This is a genomic window from Streptomyces sp. Je 1-332 (genome assembly GCF_040730185.1).
Lineage (GTDB): Bacteria > Actinomycetota > Actinomycetes > Streptomycetales > Streptomycetaceae > Streptomyces.
In genome coordinates this window covers 7,983,378-8,000,218 of the sequence record NZ_CP160402.1, presented here as the reverse complement: position 1 = coordinate 8,000,218, position 16,841 = coordinate 7,983,378, and the positions used below count along the sequence as shown (strand labels likewise).

Here is a 16,841-nt window from a genome sequence, read left to right as displayed (position 1 = left end):
CGCCCCCGCCGCATCCGCCCCCGTACGCGGCTGAGACCGCGAAGAGCCGCCGGGATCCTCCTGGGGCTGCTGATGGCCGGCGGCGTACTCACCGCGCCGGCCGTCGGCGCCGAGGACAAGGACGACGACAGGCCCTTCGCCGACCTGCCCCCACAGGAACCCGGGGTCACGCTGCGGGTGTTCGACGTCCAGTCGCCGCTGAGCAAGCTCTGCGACCTCAAGCCCGCCCAGACCCCCAACGTCGACAAGCTGATCCCCACCGTCGACTGGTCCTCCACGGAGGGCTTCGGGTTCAGCGACAACTTCGTGTCACAGATCATCGGCAACATCAACGTGCCCGCGGACGGCGCGTACACCTTCCGTCTGATCAGCGACGACGGTTCGCGCCTGTTCATCGGCGACAAGAAGGTCGTCGACCACGACGGGCTGCACGGCGCCGAGCCCAAGGACGGCGAGATCACCCTCACCCCGGGCTATCACCCGCTGCGCGTCGACCACTTCGACCGGAGCAACGACCAGCAGGTCACCCTGCAGTGGAAGCCGCCCGGCGCCGACGCCTTCACCCTCGTACCGAACTCCGTGCTCAGTACGGATGCCGACGTGGTGCGGGTGACCGCGCCGGGCCGCAAGGAGTGCGAGGGCAGCTACGACACCCCGGGCGACGGCCTCCCCCTGACGTCGGTCAACCCCGGCTACACGCTGACCGATCTGCGCCCCAAGGGCTTCGAGCCGCAGGTCTCCGCGATGGACTGGCTGCCCGACGGCCGGCTCGCCGTGACCACCTGGGGCGGCAGCGAGGAGACCAAGGGCGAGGTGTACGTCCTGGACAACGTCACCGGCGACACCGGACCGGACAAGGTCACCTTCGAGAAGATCGCCGACGGGCTCAAGGAGCCGATGGGCGTCAAGTACGTGGACGGGAAGCTGTACGTCTCGGAGAAGCACCAGCTGACCGAGCTCGCCGATCTGGAGGGCGACGACGACGCGAGCGAGCGGCGGAAGATCGCCGAGTGGCCCTACGGCGGGAACTTCCACGAATTCGCCTTCGGACTGCTCTACGACAAGGGCGACTTCTATCTGAACCTGTCCGTCGCCATCAACTACGGCGGCGCGACGACCGACCCGCAGCCCGCTCCCAACCGCGGCACCACGATCAAGGTGAACAAGAACACCGGGAAGGTCACCTACCTCGCCGGCGGCCTGCGCACCCCCAACGGCATCGGCCGCGGCCCCGATAACGAGCTGTTCGTCACGGACAACCAGGGCGGCTGGCTGCCCGCCTCGAAGCTGATGCACGTCAAACAGGACCGGTTCTTCAATCACTACACGAACCCGGAAGGCCCGTTCGACGACAACACCGTCACCAAGCCGGTGCTGTGGCTGCCGCAGAACGAGATAGCCAACTCCCCCAGCACCCCCATGACGGTCAAGAAGGGGACTTTCGCCGGGCAGTTGATGTTCGGTGACGTCACGTACGGCGGACTGCAGCGCGCCGATCTGGAGAAGGTCAACGGCGAGTTCCAGGGCGCCGTGTTCCGCCACACGCAGGGTCTGGAGTCCGGCATCACCCGTATCTCCACCGGTCCTGACGGGGCGATCTACACCGGCGGGCTCGGTGCGGACGGCAACTGGGGCCAGGAGGGCAAGCTCCGCTTCGGCCTGCAGAAGCTCACCCCGAACGGCAAGACCGCGTTCGACATCAAGACGATGCGCGCCACCTCCGACGGCTTCAAGCTCACCTACACCAAGCCGCTTTCGGACAAGACCGTCGAGAAGCTGACCAGCGGGGCGTACTCCGTCGAGCAGTGGCGTTACGCCCCTACCCCCGCCTATGGCGGCCCCAAGGTCGACGAGGAGGCCCTGACCGTCACGAAGGCCGACATCTCCGACGACCGGCGCACCGTCCAGCTCACCATCCCGGGACTCAAGAGCGACCGCGTGGTGCACGTACGCTCACCGCGCCCGTTCTCCTCGGCCGACGACGAGCAGCTGTGGTCCACCGAGGCCTGGTACACCCTGAACGCCCGCCCCGGCCAGACCGAGCCGGTCACGTCGTACGACGCCGAGTCGGCGCGGCTGTCCGGCGGCGCGGACATCGACACCGAGCACGCCGGATTCACCGGCAGCGGCTTCGTCGACGGCTTCGGCGAACCCGGTGCCACGGCCACGTTCGACGTCCAGGCCCCGGCCAAGGGCACGTACGCGGTGGACCTGCGCTACGCCAACGGCCCCCACCCCGCCCCCGGCACCAAGACCCTCGGCGTGAGTGTGAACGGCGGGTCCGCGCGCCAGACGCAGCTGCCCTCCACCGAGACGTGGAAGCGCTGGTCGACCAAGACCGAGAAACTCGCCCTGCGCAAGGGGCGCAACACCATCACGTATTCCTACCGGCCCGAGGACACCGGTCATGTCAACCTCGACATGATCGAAGTACGCCGCCCCGACAGCCGCATCGACCTCTTCTCGGGTGGCAGCACCGCCGCCGCCTGGCAGCATCCGGACGGCAGCAGCCCTCAATGGCCCCGCACCGCCGACAAGTCCATCGAGGTGTGCTGCGGCGACATCCGCACCAAACAAGCCTTCAACGACTTCACACTGCACGCCGAATTCCGGGTGCCCAAGCTCCCGGACGACGTGACCGGACAGGACCGGGGCAACAGCGGCATTTATCTGCAGGAACGCTACGAGGTCCAGATCCTGGACTCCTACGGAGTGGAGAAACTCGCCGCGAACGAAGCCGCCTCCATCTACACCAAGAAAGCCGCCGACGAGAACGCCTCCACGGCGCCCGAAACCTGGCAGACCTACGACATCACCTTCCGGGCGGCCCGCTTCGACGCGGACGGCAAGAAGACCGCCGACGCGCGCATCACCGTGGTGTGGAACGGCAAGAAGGTCCACGACAACGTGGCCGTCGACGGTCCCACGGGAGCAGGGGATGCCGAATCCGCTGCCGCGGGGGCCATCCGGCTCCAGGACCACGGCAACAAGGTCCGCTTCCGCAACGTCTGGATCGAGCCCACCGACCGCTGAGTCGACGCGCTGATTCATCCCGCACATCTGCCGGGCCCGCCCCTCAGCACGAGGGCGGGCCCGGTCTTCGTCTGGATGCCGTCGGCCGCGGGTCGTCGCGTCAGGTACCGCAGTTGCCTGACGTGGGCTCGCCGGCGAAGCGTCGGCCGAGCCACTCAAGTGCCGGGCCGTTGCCCTGGATTGCCGTCCCCACGTGGGACTGCCCGGGGAAGGACTGCCACTCCACGGTGTTCCCCTTCGCGCACCAGTCGGCCCGCAGCTTCTGCCCGACCGCGTAGGGGATCGTCTCGTCCGCGTCCCCGTGGTACACGAACGTCGGCGCCGACGTCCGCTTGGTCCCGATCAGTTGCTTGGCGATGGCCCGCTGCCATTCGGGCCGGTCCAGCGGGTTGGACGTGGTGACGTCCTCGATCGTCTTGCCGCGCCCTGCCTCCAGGACCGTGCCGACGCATTCGTTCCGCACCACCTCGGCGAGCTTGCGGCCTTCCTTGGTGAGGTACTTCTTCAGTCCCAGGGCCGGGTTGGCCGCGTTCTGGCCGACGGCGGACATCAGCAGATAACCGGCGCTGTCCCCACCCTCCAGTGACTCGGCGACCTTGGCGAGATCCGCGGGGACGCCGCCGCTCGCCGTTCCCTTGACCTTCAGCTCGGGGGCGTAGGTCCTGGCCATCTCGGCGGCCTTCGCGCTGGCGCCGCCGCCCTGGGAGTAGCCCATGATGCCGACGGGCGCGTTCGCGGAGACGCCGAACTTCGCCGCTTCCGGGTGCCGCTGGGCCGCGCGTGCCGCGTCGAGGACGGCGCTGCCCTGAGCCTTGGCGACCATGTAGGTGTGGTCTCCAGGCGTCCCGAGGCCTTCGTAGTCGGTGACGACGACCGCGTAGCCGCGTACCAGCGCGGCGTTGACGAGTGGCGCCTCGGCCGTCGTACCGCCCGGGAATCCGGCGGACGGCGCACACTTGTCGCCGAGACCGACCGTGCCGACGGCGTACGTGATGAGCGGGCGAGGGGTGGTTCTGCCGTCGTCGGGAACGATCACGGTGCCGGAGACGGCGTTGGGCCGTCCGTTGGCGGAAGTGGACCGGTACGTGATCTTCCAGGCCTTGGTGGGGGTCGGTACGCCCGGGGTGTACTGGAACGAGGACGGTTCCGAGCGGATGATCTTGCCGGGTGCGGTCTTCGCACCCGGGGCCGAGCGGGTCGCGTTCGGGGCGTCGTCCGGCGCGGTCGTGCTCTGCGCGGCGGCGGACCCGGGGAGTCCGACCACCGCCACCGCGAGGACGGCACCCGCGGCCACCGGTCGTCCGCGTAAGGCTGACATCATGCAGCTCTCCCAACTCTCCTGTGGGCAAGGGGGGTTCGGCAGCACCGTACTGACCCGTCAGTAATACGGCCATAGTCGTGCGGGGTCCGGCGCGAAGCCGACCACGCGTTGGGGACCGTCTCCGACGCGCGCCGAGGCCCGGCTAGCCGTGCTGCTCGGTGTAGTGCGCGCGAAGCAGGTCGGCGCCCCAGTCGTGGCGGACGTGCCGCCAGACCGAGTGGGCGTGGTTGCCGTCGTCCTGGGTGTTGTCGTACTCGATGAGGAAGTCCGGCGCCCGGACGCAGTAGTAGTGCCGGTCCCCGGGCGCGCGGCCACCGGCCCAGGAGAACGACAGGGTGTCCAGCCCTTGCGCCACGGTGTCGGACCAGCACTCCCGCGCGTACGCGGCGGGTGCGCGGTCCAGGTAGCGGCGCACCAGACGCTCGAGCAGCCGCTGTTCACCGGGAGCCATGTCGCCGTGGGTCAGGCCCGTCGGCAACAGATCCGGATCAGCGAAGGGGTCGTCGCGGGTCAGGATGTCGTCCGGCGGTGAATCGGCGAAGACCGCTTTGGCCCGCCGACCGACGTCGAGGTCCGTGACCAACTGCCGCGCCAGGTCCTCCTCCGGCCCGAGCAGCCTGCGTCCGGCCTGCGGGCCGTCCGCGATACGCGCCGGTTCCGCGCCGATGAAGTGCGGCGTCACGCGCATGCCGTCCGGCGCGATCAGTACGTGTACGGCGAGATGGTGGCCGTTCATCCGCCAGCCCCACGGGCCGCCGCTGTCCGGGTCGCCCGACAGGCGCACCCAGTAGCGGTCATCCCCCGTGGCGCCGGCGGCGGCGCGGCGGTACCGCTCCACTTCGATTGCCCCACGGGCCAGTTCGGCCCCCTCGACGCTGTGCGCCGCGGCCAGCACGGCGTCGACCGCCTCGCGCTGCCGGGCATCGAGACCCTCGGTCGCCAACCCGGGGCGCGAGCCCGGCAGATACGTCCACTCCCGCCACTCGGGCGCGTCCAGGCGGTCGGGCCCCGCTCGCAGCACACGCACCTGCTCCGGCTCCAGCACGCGCAGCAGCGCACGCACCGCCTCCCGCACGGCCGCGGCCGTCGCCTCCCACTGCTGTCCGTCCACCGTTCTTCCTCCCCGACGGCGCCGTACCCGGCGCACCCGCAAGACGATGTCGTTCTCCTGGGCCCCATGGTGCGCCATCCAGTGACGACGCGACACCGGAATCGATGCCGGTTTCCGGTTGGAGAGCGCCTCGGTCAGCTCGGGACGAAGAGCGCCACGCACAGGGCGACGACGGCGCACAGGGCCCCCGCCATCGCCAGGAGGATCGCCTGGGCTTGCACGGCATCCGTGTCTTCGCCCTCCAGAGGGGCGCGACTCATGTCCCACACGGCTTGGATCTGCACGGACAATCCGATGACCACTCCGAGCAGGACGATGGCGTCGGTCATCTCATTCTCATTCCTCCGGGGCACGTCAGCCGTACAGTCCGATGATCACCTGGCACCGCTTGCCCTCGGCGGTCAACGCGCCGCAGCGAGGGAAAGTCGACGAGAGTGACGTCCTCTCCACCTGCGCGTCCCCTCCCCCAAGTGCCCTTCACCGACCCGCCGATGGCCAACTAATGTGTCCCGTGCCTGGTCGCCGGCCGCGCATTCCCGACCCCTGAGGAGCACTCGCATGGACCAGCCGCAGATCCTTGTCCTGGACGCCACCGGCAGCGACCGGCACGCCGAGGACGCCGCCCTGCGTGCGCGCGGCCCGGCCGCCCGCGTCGATGTCCTGGGCGTCGAGGCGTGGGCCGTGACCGATCCGTCCCTGCTCAAACAGCTCCTCACCGACCCGCGGGTATCCAAGGACCCCCGTCAGCACTGGCCGATGTTCCCGGACAAGATCGTCGGCACCTGGCCGCTCGCGCTGTGGGTGGCCGTGGACAACATGTTCACCGCCTTCGGCGGCGACCACCGGCGGCTGCGCCGTCTGGTCAGCCCGGCGTTCACCGCGCGCCGTATCGCCGCCCTGCAGCCGCGTATCGAGGAGATATCCCACACGTTGCTCGACGAGTTCGCCGCCCTTCCCGCCGGAGAGCCCGTCGATCTGCGCGATCGGTTCGCCTACCCGCTGCCGATCCGTGTCATCAGCGAACTCATGGGGGTGCCCGATCACCACCAGGCCCGGTTCCGCCGTACCGTCGACCGCGTTTTCGACACCACGCTCGACCCCGACCAGGCCGCCACGAACACCCAGGAGTTGTACGCGATCCTGACCGACCTGGTCGCGGCCAGGCGAGCCGAGCCCGGCGACGACATGACCTCCGTACTCATCACCACCCGGGACGACGACGGCTCCGTCCTGGCCGAGCAGGAGCTCCTCGACACCCTCCTCCTCGTGATCAGCGCGGGCTACGAGACCACCGTCAACCTGCTGGACCAGGCCATCGCCGCGCTGCTCAGCCACCCCGAACAGCTCGCCCTGGTCCGCGAGGGCAAGAGCGCGTGGACAGATGTCGTCGAAGAGACGCTGCGCTACGAGGCCCCCGTGGCGCACCTGCCGATGCGGTTCGCGGTGGAGGACATTCCGCTGGCACAGGGGCTCACGATCCGCCAGGGTGAGGCGATCCTCGCCTCCTACGCGGCAGCGGGCCGGCACCCTGACCTCCACGGGGCGAGCGCCGGCACCTTCGACCTGACCCGAGCCAACAAGACCCATCTCGCGTTCGGGCACGGCGTCCACGTCTGCCTCGGCGCCGCCCTGGCCCGGATGGAGGCAGAGACCGCGCTCAGGGCACTGTTCACCCGCTTCCCGGACCTCGCCCTCGCCGTCCCCGCCTCCACACTGAGCCCCGCGGAGTCGTTCATCTCCAACGGGCACCGGGAACTGCCGGTCATCCTCCGCCCGGCCACTGGTAACTGACGCTCCCTCTCCTCCTCGTGGGCGCCAGGGCGGCCTCCACGAGTAGGAGTGTTCCGTGCACGCCCGGGCGCGAATATGACAGGGTCGGGGAATGTTTCCCGACGACAACAAAATTGAACTCTCCCTGATGGAACGGGTGGCCGTTGTCACGCTGCGCCACGAGATCGACATCCAGGACGCGAGCGCGGTCACCGCTGCCCTCCAGAGCGCCCGGACGCACCGTGACACCGATGCCACCCTGCTCGCCGTCGACGAACTCACCTTCGCCGACAGCACCCTGCTCGGCCTGATCCTGCACACCAGCACCGAGCACGAGCAGGCAGAACGCCCCTTCGTCCTGGCCGGCCCGTTCCACACGTCCGTGCAGCGCGTACTCGAGATCACCGGCGCCGCCGGCGTCCTGCCTCTGGCCGACACCCGCGAAGAGGGGTTTCAGCAACTGCGCGCGCTCCTCGACGCCACGACCGCTCCCAGCACCTGACACTCCTGGCCGGGCCAGGGGGCTGGCATTCGGGGGAATCAGCGTGTCCGAAGCCCGACTGGGGCGTTGACAAGCCGAGGCGCCAAAGAAGCGGGGTGCTCCGGCCACGCGACGTCTGTTGAGGCTGGCTTGGCGCCTTCCTGCTGGTCGAACCCTAGGAGAAAGAAGTATGTCTGCCATGAAGAAGACGATGAGCGTGGTGCTGGCCACCGGTGGTCTCGTGATGGGCGCCGCGGGTCTCGCTTCCGCGGACGCCGGCGCCCAGGGTGCTGCCGTGGGTTCGCCGGGCGTGCTCTCGGGCAACCAGGCCCAGGTCCCGGTCCACATCCCGGTCAACGTGTGCGGTAACACCGTCAACGTCATCGGTCTGCTCAACCCGGCCTTCGGCAACACCTGCGTCAACGCCTGACCGGTCGTAAAGCACCGTAGGAGCCACTGGCTCCACACGGTCTGAGCGAGCGTGCCACCGACCCTCCTTTTCGGTGGCACGCTCGCTTTTTTGCTGGAGCCGATGGACAGGCCACGCGGACGCGCCGGAACAGGCGGCGGTGGCGCAGAGTGGTCCCTATGACGACACCCGCAGAGCTGCTCCGTTCCTTCGCGCGTACCCGGGCCTCGCTCGACGGCGACGAGGTCACGTACTGGTGGTCCGGAGACGTGTACTCCTGGGCGCCTGACGAGCCTTACCAGCGCCTGTTCGGCTTCGAGGGGATCAATGTCGCCCGGCTCGTCCAGGACGTCGAAGCCGGACCTGACGCCTACCAACTGCTCACCCGCGAGGCCGCGTTCTACCTGGACCCCGGGACGCGCGAGATCCTGAAGACCTGGCAGGGTCTGCCGGTGGTGCACATATGGAACGACCCAGCGAACCAGAAATGGCGTCCCTTCCCCATTCCGACGACTGATCTCGGCGGACAGGTCTGCTTCAGCCTGGAGATCCCGCTCGCCTATCCCTCGCCGCTGCCCGTGGCCCAGTACCCCCTCAACTCGGCCGACGACACGTACAAGGCTCTGGAGCTCTTCCAGTTCTTCGCGGACCGCGCCGACCTGGCCGGCGCCGCGCCCAGCGTCCCAGCCACCATGTCGTGGACCCGCATGTCCCCCTGGCTCCCGTGGATGGAACGCGGCCAACGGCCCGGCGGGCTCACCTATCACTGCCGGGGCCGCAAGCTCGGCTCGTACGACCAGGTCCCCGAGCGCACCCGCGCCTACATCGCCGCCCACCACCCGGAGTTCGCCCGCGCCCCGGAGAAGTGGAGCGAGCCCAACGAGACCAGCTGGACGTACTTCCGCAAGCTCCACCCGCCGAAGTAGCGCTCCACCGGCTTACGGACCTCTGCTCTTCTTCACCCCGCCACGTACACGGTGTTGGTGGCGCTGCCGCCTTGCAGCGGGTTGGGAAAATCGACGACGTGGCTCTCCGCCTTCGGGAAGACCTCGCCGAGTACGGCGTAGAACTCCGCGTCCGGCGGGTCGTTCGACCACAGGGCGAAGACGCCGCCGGGGTGCAACCGCCGGGCAAGGGCACGCAAGCCGCTCGGCTCGTAGAGCGCCGCGTGGCTGGGGTGCAGTACGTGGCGGGGCGAGTGGTCGACGTCGAGGAGGATGGCGTGGAAGCGGCGGTCCGGCTCCTCGGGGTCAAGACCGTCGCCGTCCTCGCCCGCCATCGCGAAGAAGTCGCCCTGGACCAGGCGGCATCGGGGGTCCGACGACAGGGCGGCGCCCAGCGGCACGTACCCGCGCTGATGCCAGTCGATCACTTCGCCGAGTGCCTCGATCACGGTCAGCGAGCGCACCCGCCGGTCGTCGAGAGCGGCACGTGCGGTGTATCCGAGGCCGAGGCCGCCCACCGCCACGTCCAGTTCGGTGTCCGGCAGTTGCGCGAGGCCGAGCCGGGTCAGCGCGATCTCGCCGGCGGTGAAGAGGCTGGACATCAGGAACTCGTCACCGAGCTTCACCTCGTACACGTCATCGCCCGATGCCGGGTCCCTTCGCCGTCGCAGGCTGATGTCCCCCATCGGTGTCGGACGCCAGTCGATCTCCTCGAAACGCACGCTCATCCGTTCACTTTCTGGGCAGGCCGGGCAGTTCGGGCGGCTGGGGCAGGATGACCGGCGCGTGGTCAGGCGTCGATGATGACCGGGATGATCAGGGGCCTGCGGCGGTGGGTGCGGAACGCCCAGTTCGCCACGGCGCGAGCGATGAGCTGTTCGAGCTGGTGGGCGTCGCCGACCCCTTCCTCGGCGGCGGTGGCCAGGGTCTTCTCGATCACCGGGATGACGGACTCGAAGGTGGCCGCGTCGTGGACGAAACCGCGGGCCAGGAAGTCGGGGGCCTCGGCCAGTGCCCCCGTGTCGGCGTCGACGATGGCGACCACCGTGACGACACCCTCCTCGGCCAGCGTGAGCCGGTCCTTCAACGAGGCCTCGGTGACGCCGCCGACGGTCATCCCGTCCACGTAGACATAGCCCGCGGGGACCTTGCCGGTGATGGAGGCGCGGCCGTCGACGAGGTCGACGACGACGCCGTCCTCGGCGATGACGACCCGGTCGGGGTCGACGCCGGTACGGATGGCCAGATCGGCGTTGGCCTTCAGATGCTTCCACTCGCCGTGCACGGGCATGACATTGCGTGGCTTGACGATGTTGTAGCAGTAGATGAGCTCACCGGCGCTCGCGTGCCCCGAGACATGCACCTTGGCGTTGCCCTTGTGGACGACGTTGGCGCCCCAGCGGGTGAGGCCGTTGATCACGCGGTAGATCGCCGTCTCGTTGCCGGGGATCAGGGAGCTGGCGAGAAGTACGGTGTCTCCCCTGCCGATGCGGATCACGTGGTCGCGGTTGGCCATCCGGGACAGCGCGGCCATCGGCTCACCCTGGGAGCCGGTGCACACCAGGGCGATCCGGTTCTCGGGGAGCTTCTCCAGCTCCTTCATGCTGACGACAAGGCCCGAGGGAACCTTCAGATAGCCCAGGTCGCGGGCGATGCCCATGTTGCGGACCATCGAGCGGCCCACGAAGGCGACCTTGCGGCCGTACTGGTGGGCGGCGTCGAGCACCTGCTGGATGCGGTGTACGTGGCTGGCGAAACTGGAGACGATGACCCGTCTCGGCGCCGTACGCAGGACCTGCTCGATCGCGGGGTTCAGCTCGCGCTCGGAGGTGGTGAAGCCCGGTACCTCGGCGTTGGTGGAGTCGGTGAGGAAGAGGTCGACGCCCTCCTCTCCGAGCCGGGCGAAGGCGCGCAGGTCGGTGATCCGGTCGTCCAGCGGGAACTGGTCCATCTTGAAGTCACCGGTGTGGAGCACCATTCCGGCACCTGTGCGGATGGCGACGGCGAGCCCGTCGGGGATGGAGTGGTTGACTGCCACGAACTCGCAGTCGAAGGGCCCGAATCCACGCCGGTCCCCCTCGCGCACCCGCACCGTGCGCGGCCGGATGCCGTGCTCCTTGAGCTTGGCCTCGAGGAAGGCCAGCGTCAGTTTCGATCCGACGACGGGGATGTCGCGCCGTTCACGCAGCAGGTAGGGCACGCCGCCGATGTGGTCCTCGTGGCCGTGGGTGAGCACCACGGCCACGACGTCGTCCAGCCGGTCCCGGATCGACGTGAAGTCGGGAAGGATGACGTCTACGCCGGGCTGGTTGTCCTCGGGGAACAGCACGCCGCAGTCGACGATGAGCAGCTTGCCGGCGTGCTCGAAGACCGTCATGTTGCGGCCGATCTCACCCAGCCCGCCCAGGGCGACCACGCGCAGGCCCCCCTTGGTGAGCGGCGGGGCGGGCTTCAGCTCAGGGTGCGGATGACTCATACGCCGACGCTACCGGAGAGTTGAAAGAGCCGGCCCGAAGGACGCCGGCCTTCCGCTGTGATCCAGGCGATCGTGGCCGCTCGCACGCTGGTCCGGACGGGTGAACGAGCCTGGCAGCGGGGCTCAGCCGACGCCGATGGAGGTGACCTCGTAGACGGCCGCGGAGCTCATGGACAGTCCGCGGCAGGTCAGCTGACACGGCGGGGTGCGGTAGGAGTGCACCTCGACGTCGAGCGTCGTCGGGTGGGGCGGGCGGCCCGTGAGGCGGATGCGCCAGTGGTTGTCCTCGCGGGACGTCTCGACGACCGCGTAGTCGTGCCGGCCTGCCGGGCCGAAGCGTCTGAGAACGGCCGCGACAGCGGCCTGCTGCGGCGGGAAGAGATCCGTGTAACCGCGCAGATGTGCCCCGTGAATCCGGCCCGCCAGGTGTTCCTCCACCGCCGTGACGGATGACGGGGCGTCGAGTCCGCCGTAGTAGACGCCGTCGGGCGCGACGACGACGTTGGCCGCGAACCGGTCACCGCCGATGTGGGTGCATTCCCACACCAGGTCGGGCCAGCGCTCGCTGAGGGCACGTCCCACGGGCCGGCCGCGCACGGCGCAGCAGGTGTCGTGCTGACCGTGGGTGCAGACGAGGACGACGGGCGGAAGCCCGAGCTCTCCGGGGGCGCTGAGGGCGTCGGCGATCCCCGCCAGGTCCTGATCACGGCTCCATGTGCCCCACTGCTGGCGGCAGGCGCCGGAGCTGTCCTGGCGCAGCACGGCCCAGCGCCTGGAATTCTCGGGGGTGCGGCGTCCGTGCCGCCTGACCAGGAGGATGCGTGCCCGCACCGCCTGGGCGGCGGCGAACACGAGCCCTTTGGTGAGGGGTTCGAGACGGAGTCCGTCGAAGCCGTTGGGCGGCCAGCCGCCTTCGTACTCGATGAGTACCCAGATGGAACCGTGCGGTGCTGTGCCCGCCAGTGGGTCGCCGCGGGTCCGCGCGGCCTCGGCGCAGAAGAAGCGGTCTGCCGCGATCACCATGGCTGTGTCACTGTTCCGCGGGCACCAGTACGCCCGCACGCAGCAGTCTCTCGACGAGTTCGATGCCGAGATCGCCGGCGGTGCGAATCTCGCCGTCCAGCATGCGGGCCACCGACGGCAGTTCAGCCGCGGGGAAGTCGAGCCAGCCCACGCGCGTGGACAGACGCGGGCCGTCGAGGCGCGCTTCCAACTCACCGCGAAGACGTACCCGTGAGTGCCGGCCGAGGCCGTCGACGGCCTTGAGCTGGGTCAGCGGCCCCAGCGGCGCGGGGCGTGCCTGGCCTCGTCTGGTGCGGTGGAACAGTGGAGCGGAATCGACCTTGGTGATCGCGGCGGCGAGGCGTTCGCGCACGATGTCGAGCTCGCCGTCAGGCCCGTCCACCCCCAGGGGCAGGGTGCCGCGCATCTCGGGGTCGTCGCGCAGCTCCGCGAGTGCGGCCTTGGCGAGCTGTTCGGCCAGCGCGTACCGCGTCCAACTGTGGATCCCCAGCGTCAGATGGATCGAGACCTCCCCCTGCGCCTGGGCGGCGTGCAGCCAGCCCCGCGGCAGGTAGAGGACGTCCCCGGGCTCGAGAACGGTGTCGATGCAGGCCTCGCCCTTCGCGGCCTCGGCGACGGCGCGGCGGCGATCCGTCCACGGCTGATCGCGCAGGGGGTCGGGGTGGACGGGCTCGCGGACGAGCCAGCGCTTGGTGCCGTCGATCTGCAGTACGAAGACATCATGGACGTCGTAGTGGTCGTCGAACCCGCGATTCTGCGGCGGCGTGACATAGGCGTTGGCCTGCACCGGATGCCCCAGCTCCGTGCTCAGCCCGGCGGTGAAGTCCGCGACCGGCGCCCATGTGCGCTGCAGAGCTTGCAGGACGAGCGTGGCGCCGTCCGCGAAGCTTCGCCACAGGGCGGTGTCGTCGAGCTGGTCGGCGATGGTGGCGCCGACGCCGGCGGGTGAGGTGAAGGACGACTCGGGGAGTGTGGAGCCGTCCTTGGCGACACGGAGGAAGGGCGTACGCAGGCCCCGACGCGAGGTCAGTTCGTCCACGGCGTCGGCGGAGAACAGGTCGGAGAAGTCGCTCGCTCCTCGTGTGAGCAGCGCCGTGCGCGCCCAGACGTCGCGGGCGAACCGCTCCTTGCTCAGGCCGGTCAGCCGTGTCTCCAAAACGCCGACGCCTGCTGCGGCGTCGGCGTTCTGGAGCTCGGTCGGGGGGATGCTCAAGAGCCGCTTGCGGACTCGTCGGCTCCGCCGTCGGCGCCTCCGTCGTGGACGCCCGGCCTGCCCGCCGCACCGCCGTCCGCGGGCCCCTCGGCCCCACCGTCGGCTCCTCCGTCGTGAACGCCCGGGGTGCCCGCCGCGCCACCGTCCGCGGGCCCTTCGGCCCCACCGTCGGCTCCTCCGTCGTGGACACCGGGCGTGCCCGCGGCACCGCCGTCCGCAGGCCCCTCGTTCTGGTTCGGATCCTGCTCGGGGTTGGTCATCGTTCCTCCTGAGAATCTGGGAATCGAACGGCTGGGCTGGGACGGGGGCACACCCTCGAGATCCCTTGCTGCTTTCACCAAGCTCGCTCACGCGATTGCGGTCGGCAACCTGAAGCCGGCCCGGCGTGCGGGCCATGATGGCCGCATGGCGACTGACGACCCGCAGTACACCGAGGACGGCCGTTTCCTCATCATCAAGGGCCGCCGCTGGCGGGCCACCGATCCCCTCGTACCCGACGAAGAGGAGAAGCGCCTGACCCACCACCTCATGGCGGCTCGCCGGGCTGTCGCCGCCGCGGGTGACGACGAAGGTGCGGTGAAGGCCGCTCGAGCCCGTGTGCAGCTCGCCAAGACAGGGCTGGGGGAACGCGGGACAGCCTGGTGGGAGCAGACGCCGGCCGAGCGACGGCAACGCTGGGAGGACTGCTTGCGACGCCTGGAGGAACGGGAGGGAGGGGAGGAAGGGGAGCACGCCTGACGCTGCCACGCGGACTCCCCGCGAAGGCTCCGGGGCCCCGCGGGTCAGGGCGGAGCCGGGGCCGGAGCCTCTCCCCCACGCGCGCTCACCCGGAAGGCTCGTCCGGTACCGGCTTCTCCGCGTGGCTTTCCAGGGCGCGGGATTCACCGCGCCTGGCGGTGCCGCCCTCGTCCGTACGGGGGACGTCGGTCGAGGCGCCGCTTTCGCCGTCGCCGTTGCTGTTGCTGTTGCTGCTTTCGTCGCCGCTGTTACTGCTGCTGTCGCCACCGCTGTCGTTGCCACTGTCGTCGCCGTCGTCGTTCTCGGCGGCGACCTTGCCCACGTCCAGGTCCCAGGCGTCCGGCTCGTCCGTCGCCTGCTGGTCCGGGGGGTCCCTGGGAACAGGCGTGCTGCCGTCCTCGCCGGGGGAAGCCGGTATCCGATCGCTCATGATGTCTCCTCCTAGGCCCTTCGACGCTGACGCTACGTTCTTCGACGCTCGGCGCCTGGCCGGAGCAGGTACCCGCGGATGGCGCGACGACACGTCACGACAGCGGTCACACACGCGTTCCCGCTGCTCAGCCCATGGCTTCAGGGGCGGGATTCCACCGCTCAACCACCCATGGCTGACGGCGACTTGACGGGGTACCCGGGGACGTATGCAGCGAAATCTCTTCGATCCCGAGAATCTCATCCAGCCCGCGTCGGCCCCCGGGCTCACGCAGGACAACGCGATGGCGGTCCGTTACACCGTCAAGGGCGAGGCGCTAGCCCGGCAGGGGACGATGGTCGCCTGGCGGGGCAACCTGGAGTTCGAGCGGCAGGGCCAGGGGGTGGGCAACTTCCTCAAGCGCGCGGTGACCGGTGAGGGCCTGGCCCTGATGGCGGTCAGCGGTGAGGGCGAGGCGTGGTTCGCGTCCGACGCGGCGCACTGTTTCCTCGTCGACGTGGACGACAACCACGGCCTCACGGTCAACGGCAAGAACATCCTGTGCTTCGACGCCTCGCTGAGCTACGACATCACCACGGTCAAGGGCGCCGGAATGGCGGGCGGCGGCCTGTTCAACTGCACGTTCGCCGGCACCGGTCGGCTGGCACTGACCAGTGCGGGCATCCCCCTGGTGCTGCCCGTGACCCCGCAGGCGCCCGTCCATGTGGACACCGATGCCATCGTTGCGTGGAGCCCGCAGCTGGCCGCGTCGCTGCACCGTTCGCAGAGCGTCGGCTCGATGGTGAAGGGCGGCTCGGGCGAGGCCGTGCAACTCAAGCTGGAGGGGGAGGGCGTCGTGGTGGTCAACCCCGGCGAACCCAAGCCCGCCCCTGCCTCCTGATCTGTGGGCGCCGCGGCATCTTGTGTGCCGCGGCGCCTTTGTGCGCCGAGCCGGGACGACGTCCGGATCTTCGTGGGTTCTGCCAGTACGGAGGGCCGCCGGGGCTCGTAGAGACTGCCAGCCAAGAGCCGCGGCGTGCCCGGCAACGGGGGGCAGTCGCACGGGCATTCCCACGGAGGATGGAAGGGCGGCGTCATGAGCGCGCAGCAGTACGACGAAATCGGAGAGGCGTACGAGGGGTTCAAGGCACTGCCCTTGGAACAGTACGCCGTAGTGCCCAGTTTCCTGGGGCTGGTCGGGGACGTGCGTGGCAAGTCGGTCCTCGACCTGGCCTCGGGCACCGGTTTCTACAGCAGGGAGTTCAAGCGGCGCGGCGCCACCCATGTCCTCGGCATCGACATCTCCGGTGAAATGGTGAGCGTGGCGCAGCAGTTGGAGGAACGCGATCCGCTCGGTGTGCGCTACGAGATCGGCGACGTGGCGGAACTGTGGCCGATCGGCGAGCGCTTCGACATCGTGCTCGCGGTCCAGCTGCTCAACTACGCCCCGGACATCGCCACCACGGAGCGCATGTGCCGCAACATCCGCCGGAACATGAAGCCGGGCGGCGAACTGTTCGCCCTGAACCAGTCGCCCGACTTCCGCTTCGACGGGCCGGGCCCGGACAAGTACGGCTTCCGCAGCGAGCTCACCGGTACGGAAGTCGAGACGGGCCCGCAGGTGAGGACCACGGCGCTGCTCGACCCGGGACCGGTCTCGTTCCTCGCCAACCTGCCGCGCCGCGAGGTCTACGAGAAGTGCCTTCAGGCGGCCGGGTTCCGCGATCTGACCTGGGTGCCGCTGACGGTCTCAGAAGCCGGCGTGCGCGAGTTCGGCGCGGACCACTGGGCGGACTTCCACACCAACCCACCACTGGAGATGCTGCGCTGCCGGGCGTGAGCAATCAGAACCGACTCGTAAACAACTGGATGACATGTTTACCGGGCGGCTGAGCGGCCAGGCGTACTGACAG

17 protein-coding genes are annotated in these 16,841 nt (G+C 69.5%); 8 read left to right on the top strand and 9 right to left on the bottom strand.

Annotated elements, in window-relative coordinates:
- The first annotated feature begins 72 nt into the window (after positions 1-72).
- The gene (locus tag ABXJ52_RS36100) at positions 73-3,033 is read left to right on the top strand and encodes a family 16 glycoside hydrolase (RefSeq protein ID WP_367049478.1); all 2,961 of its coding nucleotides are present in this window, start codon (positions 73-75) and stop codon (positions 3,031-3,033) included.
- A gap of 100 nt (positions 3,034-3,133) precedes the next feature.
- On the opposite strand, the gene ABXJ52_RS36095 is transcribed toward ABXJ52_RS36100, so the two are convergent.
- The 3 genes from ABXJ52_RS36095 to ABXJ52_RS36085 all read right to left on the bottom strand — a co-directional run bounded on the left by ABXJ52_RS36095 (position 3,134) and on the right by ABXJ52_RS36085 (position 5,794).
- A complete protein-coding gene (locus ABXJ52_RS36095; protein ID WP_367048230.1) occupies positions 3,134-4,354 on the bottom strand; it encodes a lipase family protein in 1,221 nt (406 codons plus the stop codon).
- 142 nt (positions 4,355-4,496) lie between these two features.
- Positions 4,497-5,465, bottom strand: coding sequence for a DUF3500 domain-containing protein (locus ABXJ52_RS36090; protein WP_367048228.1), 969 nt, complete (start codon positions 5,463-5,465; stop codon positions 4,497-4,499).
- Between the two features lie 134 nt (positions 5,466-5,599).
- Positions 5,600-5,794, bottom strand: a complete 195-nt coding sequence (locus ABXJ52_RS36085; protein WP_367048226.1) for a hypothetical protein — start codon at positions 5,792-5,794, stop codon at positions 5,600-5,602.
- A 229-nt stretch (positions 5,795-6,023) separates the two neighbouring features.
- On the opposite strand from ABXJ52_RS36085, the gene ABXJ52_RS36080 reads away from it, so the two are divergent.
- The 4 genes from ABXJ52_RS36080 (at position 6,024) to ABXJ52_RS36065 (ending at position 9,051) form a co-directional block, all read left to right on the top strand.
- The gene (locus ABXJ52_RS36080; RefSeq protein ID WP_367048224.1) at positions 6,024-7,256 is read left to right on the top strand and encodes a cytochrome P450; all 1,233 of its coding nucleotides are present in this window, start codon (positions 6,024-6,026) and stop codon (positions 7,254-7,256) included.
- 91 nt (positions 7,257-7,347) lie between these two features.
- Positions 7,348-7,737, top strand: coding sequence for an STAS domain-containing protein (locus tag ABXJ52_RS36075; protein WP_367048222.1), 390 nt, complete (start codon positions 7,348-7,350; stop codon positions 7,735-7,737).
- Positions 7,738-7,906: 169 nt separating this feature from the next.
- Positions 7,907-8,146: a chaplin gene (locus tag ABXJ52_RS36070; protein ID WP_367048220.1), complete on the top strand. Its 240-nt coding sequence runs from the start codon at positions 7,907-7,909 to the stop codon at positions 8,144-8,146.
- 158 nt (positions 8,147-8,304) lie between these two features.
- Positions 8,305-9,051, top strand: a complete 747-nt coding sequence (locus ABXJ52_RS36065; protein WP_367048218.1) for a DUF1838 family protein — start codon at positions 8,305-8,307, stop codon at positions 9,049-9,051.
- Positions 9,052-9,083: 32 nt separating this feature from the next.
- Here the strand turns inward: ABXJ52_RS36065 and ABXJ52_RS36060 are convergent, their stop codons facing one another.
- The 5 genes from ABXJ52_RS36060 to ABXJ52_RS36040 all read right to left on the bottom strand — a co-directional run bounded on the left by ABXJ52_RS36060 (position 9,084) and on the right by ABXJ52_RS36040 (position 14,041).
- Complete coding sequence (locus ABXJ52_RS36060; protein ID WP_367048216.1) at positions 9,084-9,797, bottom strand: spermidine synthase; 714 nt, start codon at positions 9,795-9,797, stop codon at positions 9,084-9,086.
- Between the two features lie 62 nt (positions 9,798-9,859).
- The gene (locus ABXJ52_RS36055) at positions 9,860-11,545 is read right to left on the bottom strand and encodes a ribonuclease J (protein WP_367048213.1); all 1,686 of its coding nucleotides are present in this window, start codon (positions 11,543-11,545) and stop codon (positions 9,860-9,862) included.
- A 123-nt stretch (positions 11,546-11,668) separates the two neighbouring features.
- Complete coding sequence (locus ABXJ52_RS36050; RefSeq protein WP_367048211.1) at positions 11,669-12,568, bottom strand: sucrase ferredoxin; 900 nt, start codon at positions 12,566-12,568, stop codon at positions 11,669-11,671.
- Between the two features lie 7 nt (positions 12,569-12,575).
- Positions 12,576-13,781: a cupin domain-containing protein gene (locus tag ABXJ52_RS36045; protein ID WP_367048209.1), complete on the bottom strand. Its 1,206-nt coding sequence runs from the start codon at positions 13,779-13,781 to the stop codon at positions 12,576-12,578.
- Entirely contained in the window at positions 13,778-14,041 is a 264-nt protein-coding gene (locus ABXJ52_RS36040; RefSeq protein WP_367048207.1) for a BatC protein, read from the bottom strand. Before ABXJ52_RS36040 ends, ABXJ52_RS36045 begins: the two co-directional genes overlap by 4 nt.
- Before the next feature lie 145 nt (positions 14,042-14,186).
- Here ABXJ52_RS36040 and ABXJ52_RS36035 point away from each other — a divergent pair, with 145 nt between their 5' ends.
- Positions 14,187-14,519 carry a hypothetical protein gene (locus tag ABXJ52_RS36035; protein ID WP_367048205.1) on the top strand — a complete coding sequence of 111 codons (333 nt, stop codon included), beginning with the start codon at positions 14,187-14,189 and terminating at the stop codon, positions 14,517-14,519.
- 85 nt (positions 14,520-14,604) lie between these two features.
- Here the strand turns inward: ABXJ52_RS36035 and ABXJ52_RS36030 are convergent, their stop codons facing one another.
- The gene (locus tag ABXJ52_RS36030) at positions 14,605-14,949 is read right to left on the bottom strand and encodes a hypothetical protein (RefSeq protein WP_367048203.1); all 345 of its coding nucleotides are present in this window, start codon (positions 14,947-14,949) and stop codon (positions 14,605-14,607) included.
- 208 nt (positions 14,950-15,157) lie between these two features.
- On the opposite strand from ABXJ52_RS36030, the gene ABXJ52_RS36025 reads away from it, so the two are divergent.
- Positions 15,158-15,829: an AIM24 family protein gene (locus tag ABXJ52_RS36025; RefSeq protein ID WP_367048201.1), complete on the top strand. Its 672-nt coding sequence runs from the start codon at positions 15,158-15,160 to the stop codon at positions 15,827-15,829.
- A 195-nt stretch (positions 15,830-16,024) separates the two neighbouring features.
- Positions 16,025-16,768 carry a class I SAM-dependent methyltransferase gene (locus tag ABXJ52_RS36020; RefSeq protein ID WP_367048199.1) on the top strand — a complete coding sequence of 248 codons (744 nt, stop codon included), beginning with the start codon at positions 16,025-16,027 and terminating at the stop codon, positions 16,766-16,768.
- Positions 16,769-16,841 lie beyond the last annotated feature (73 nt).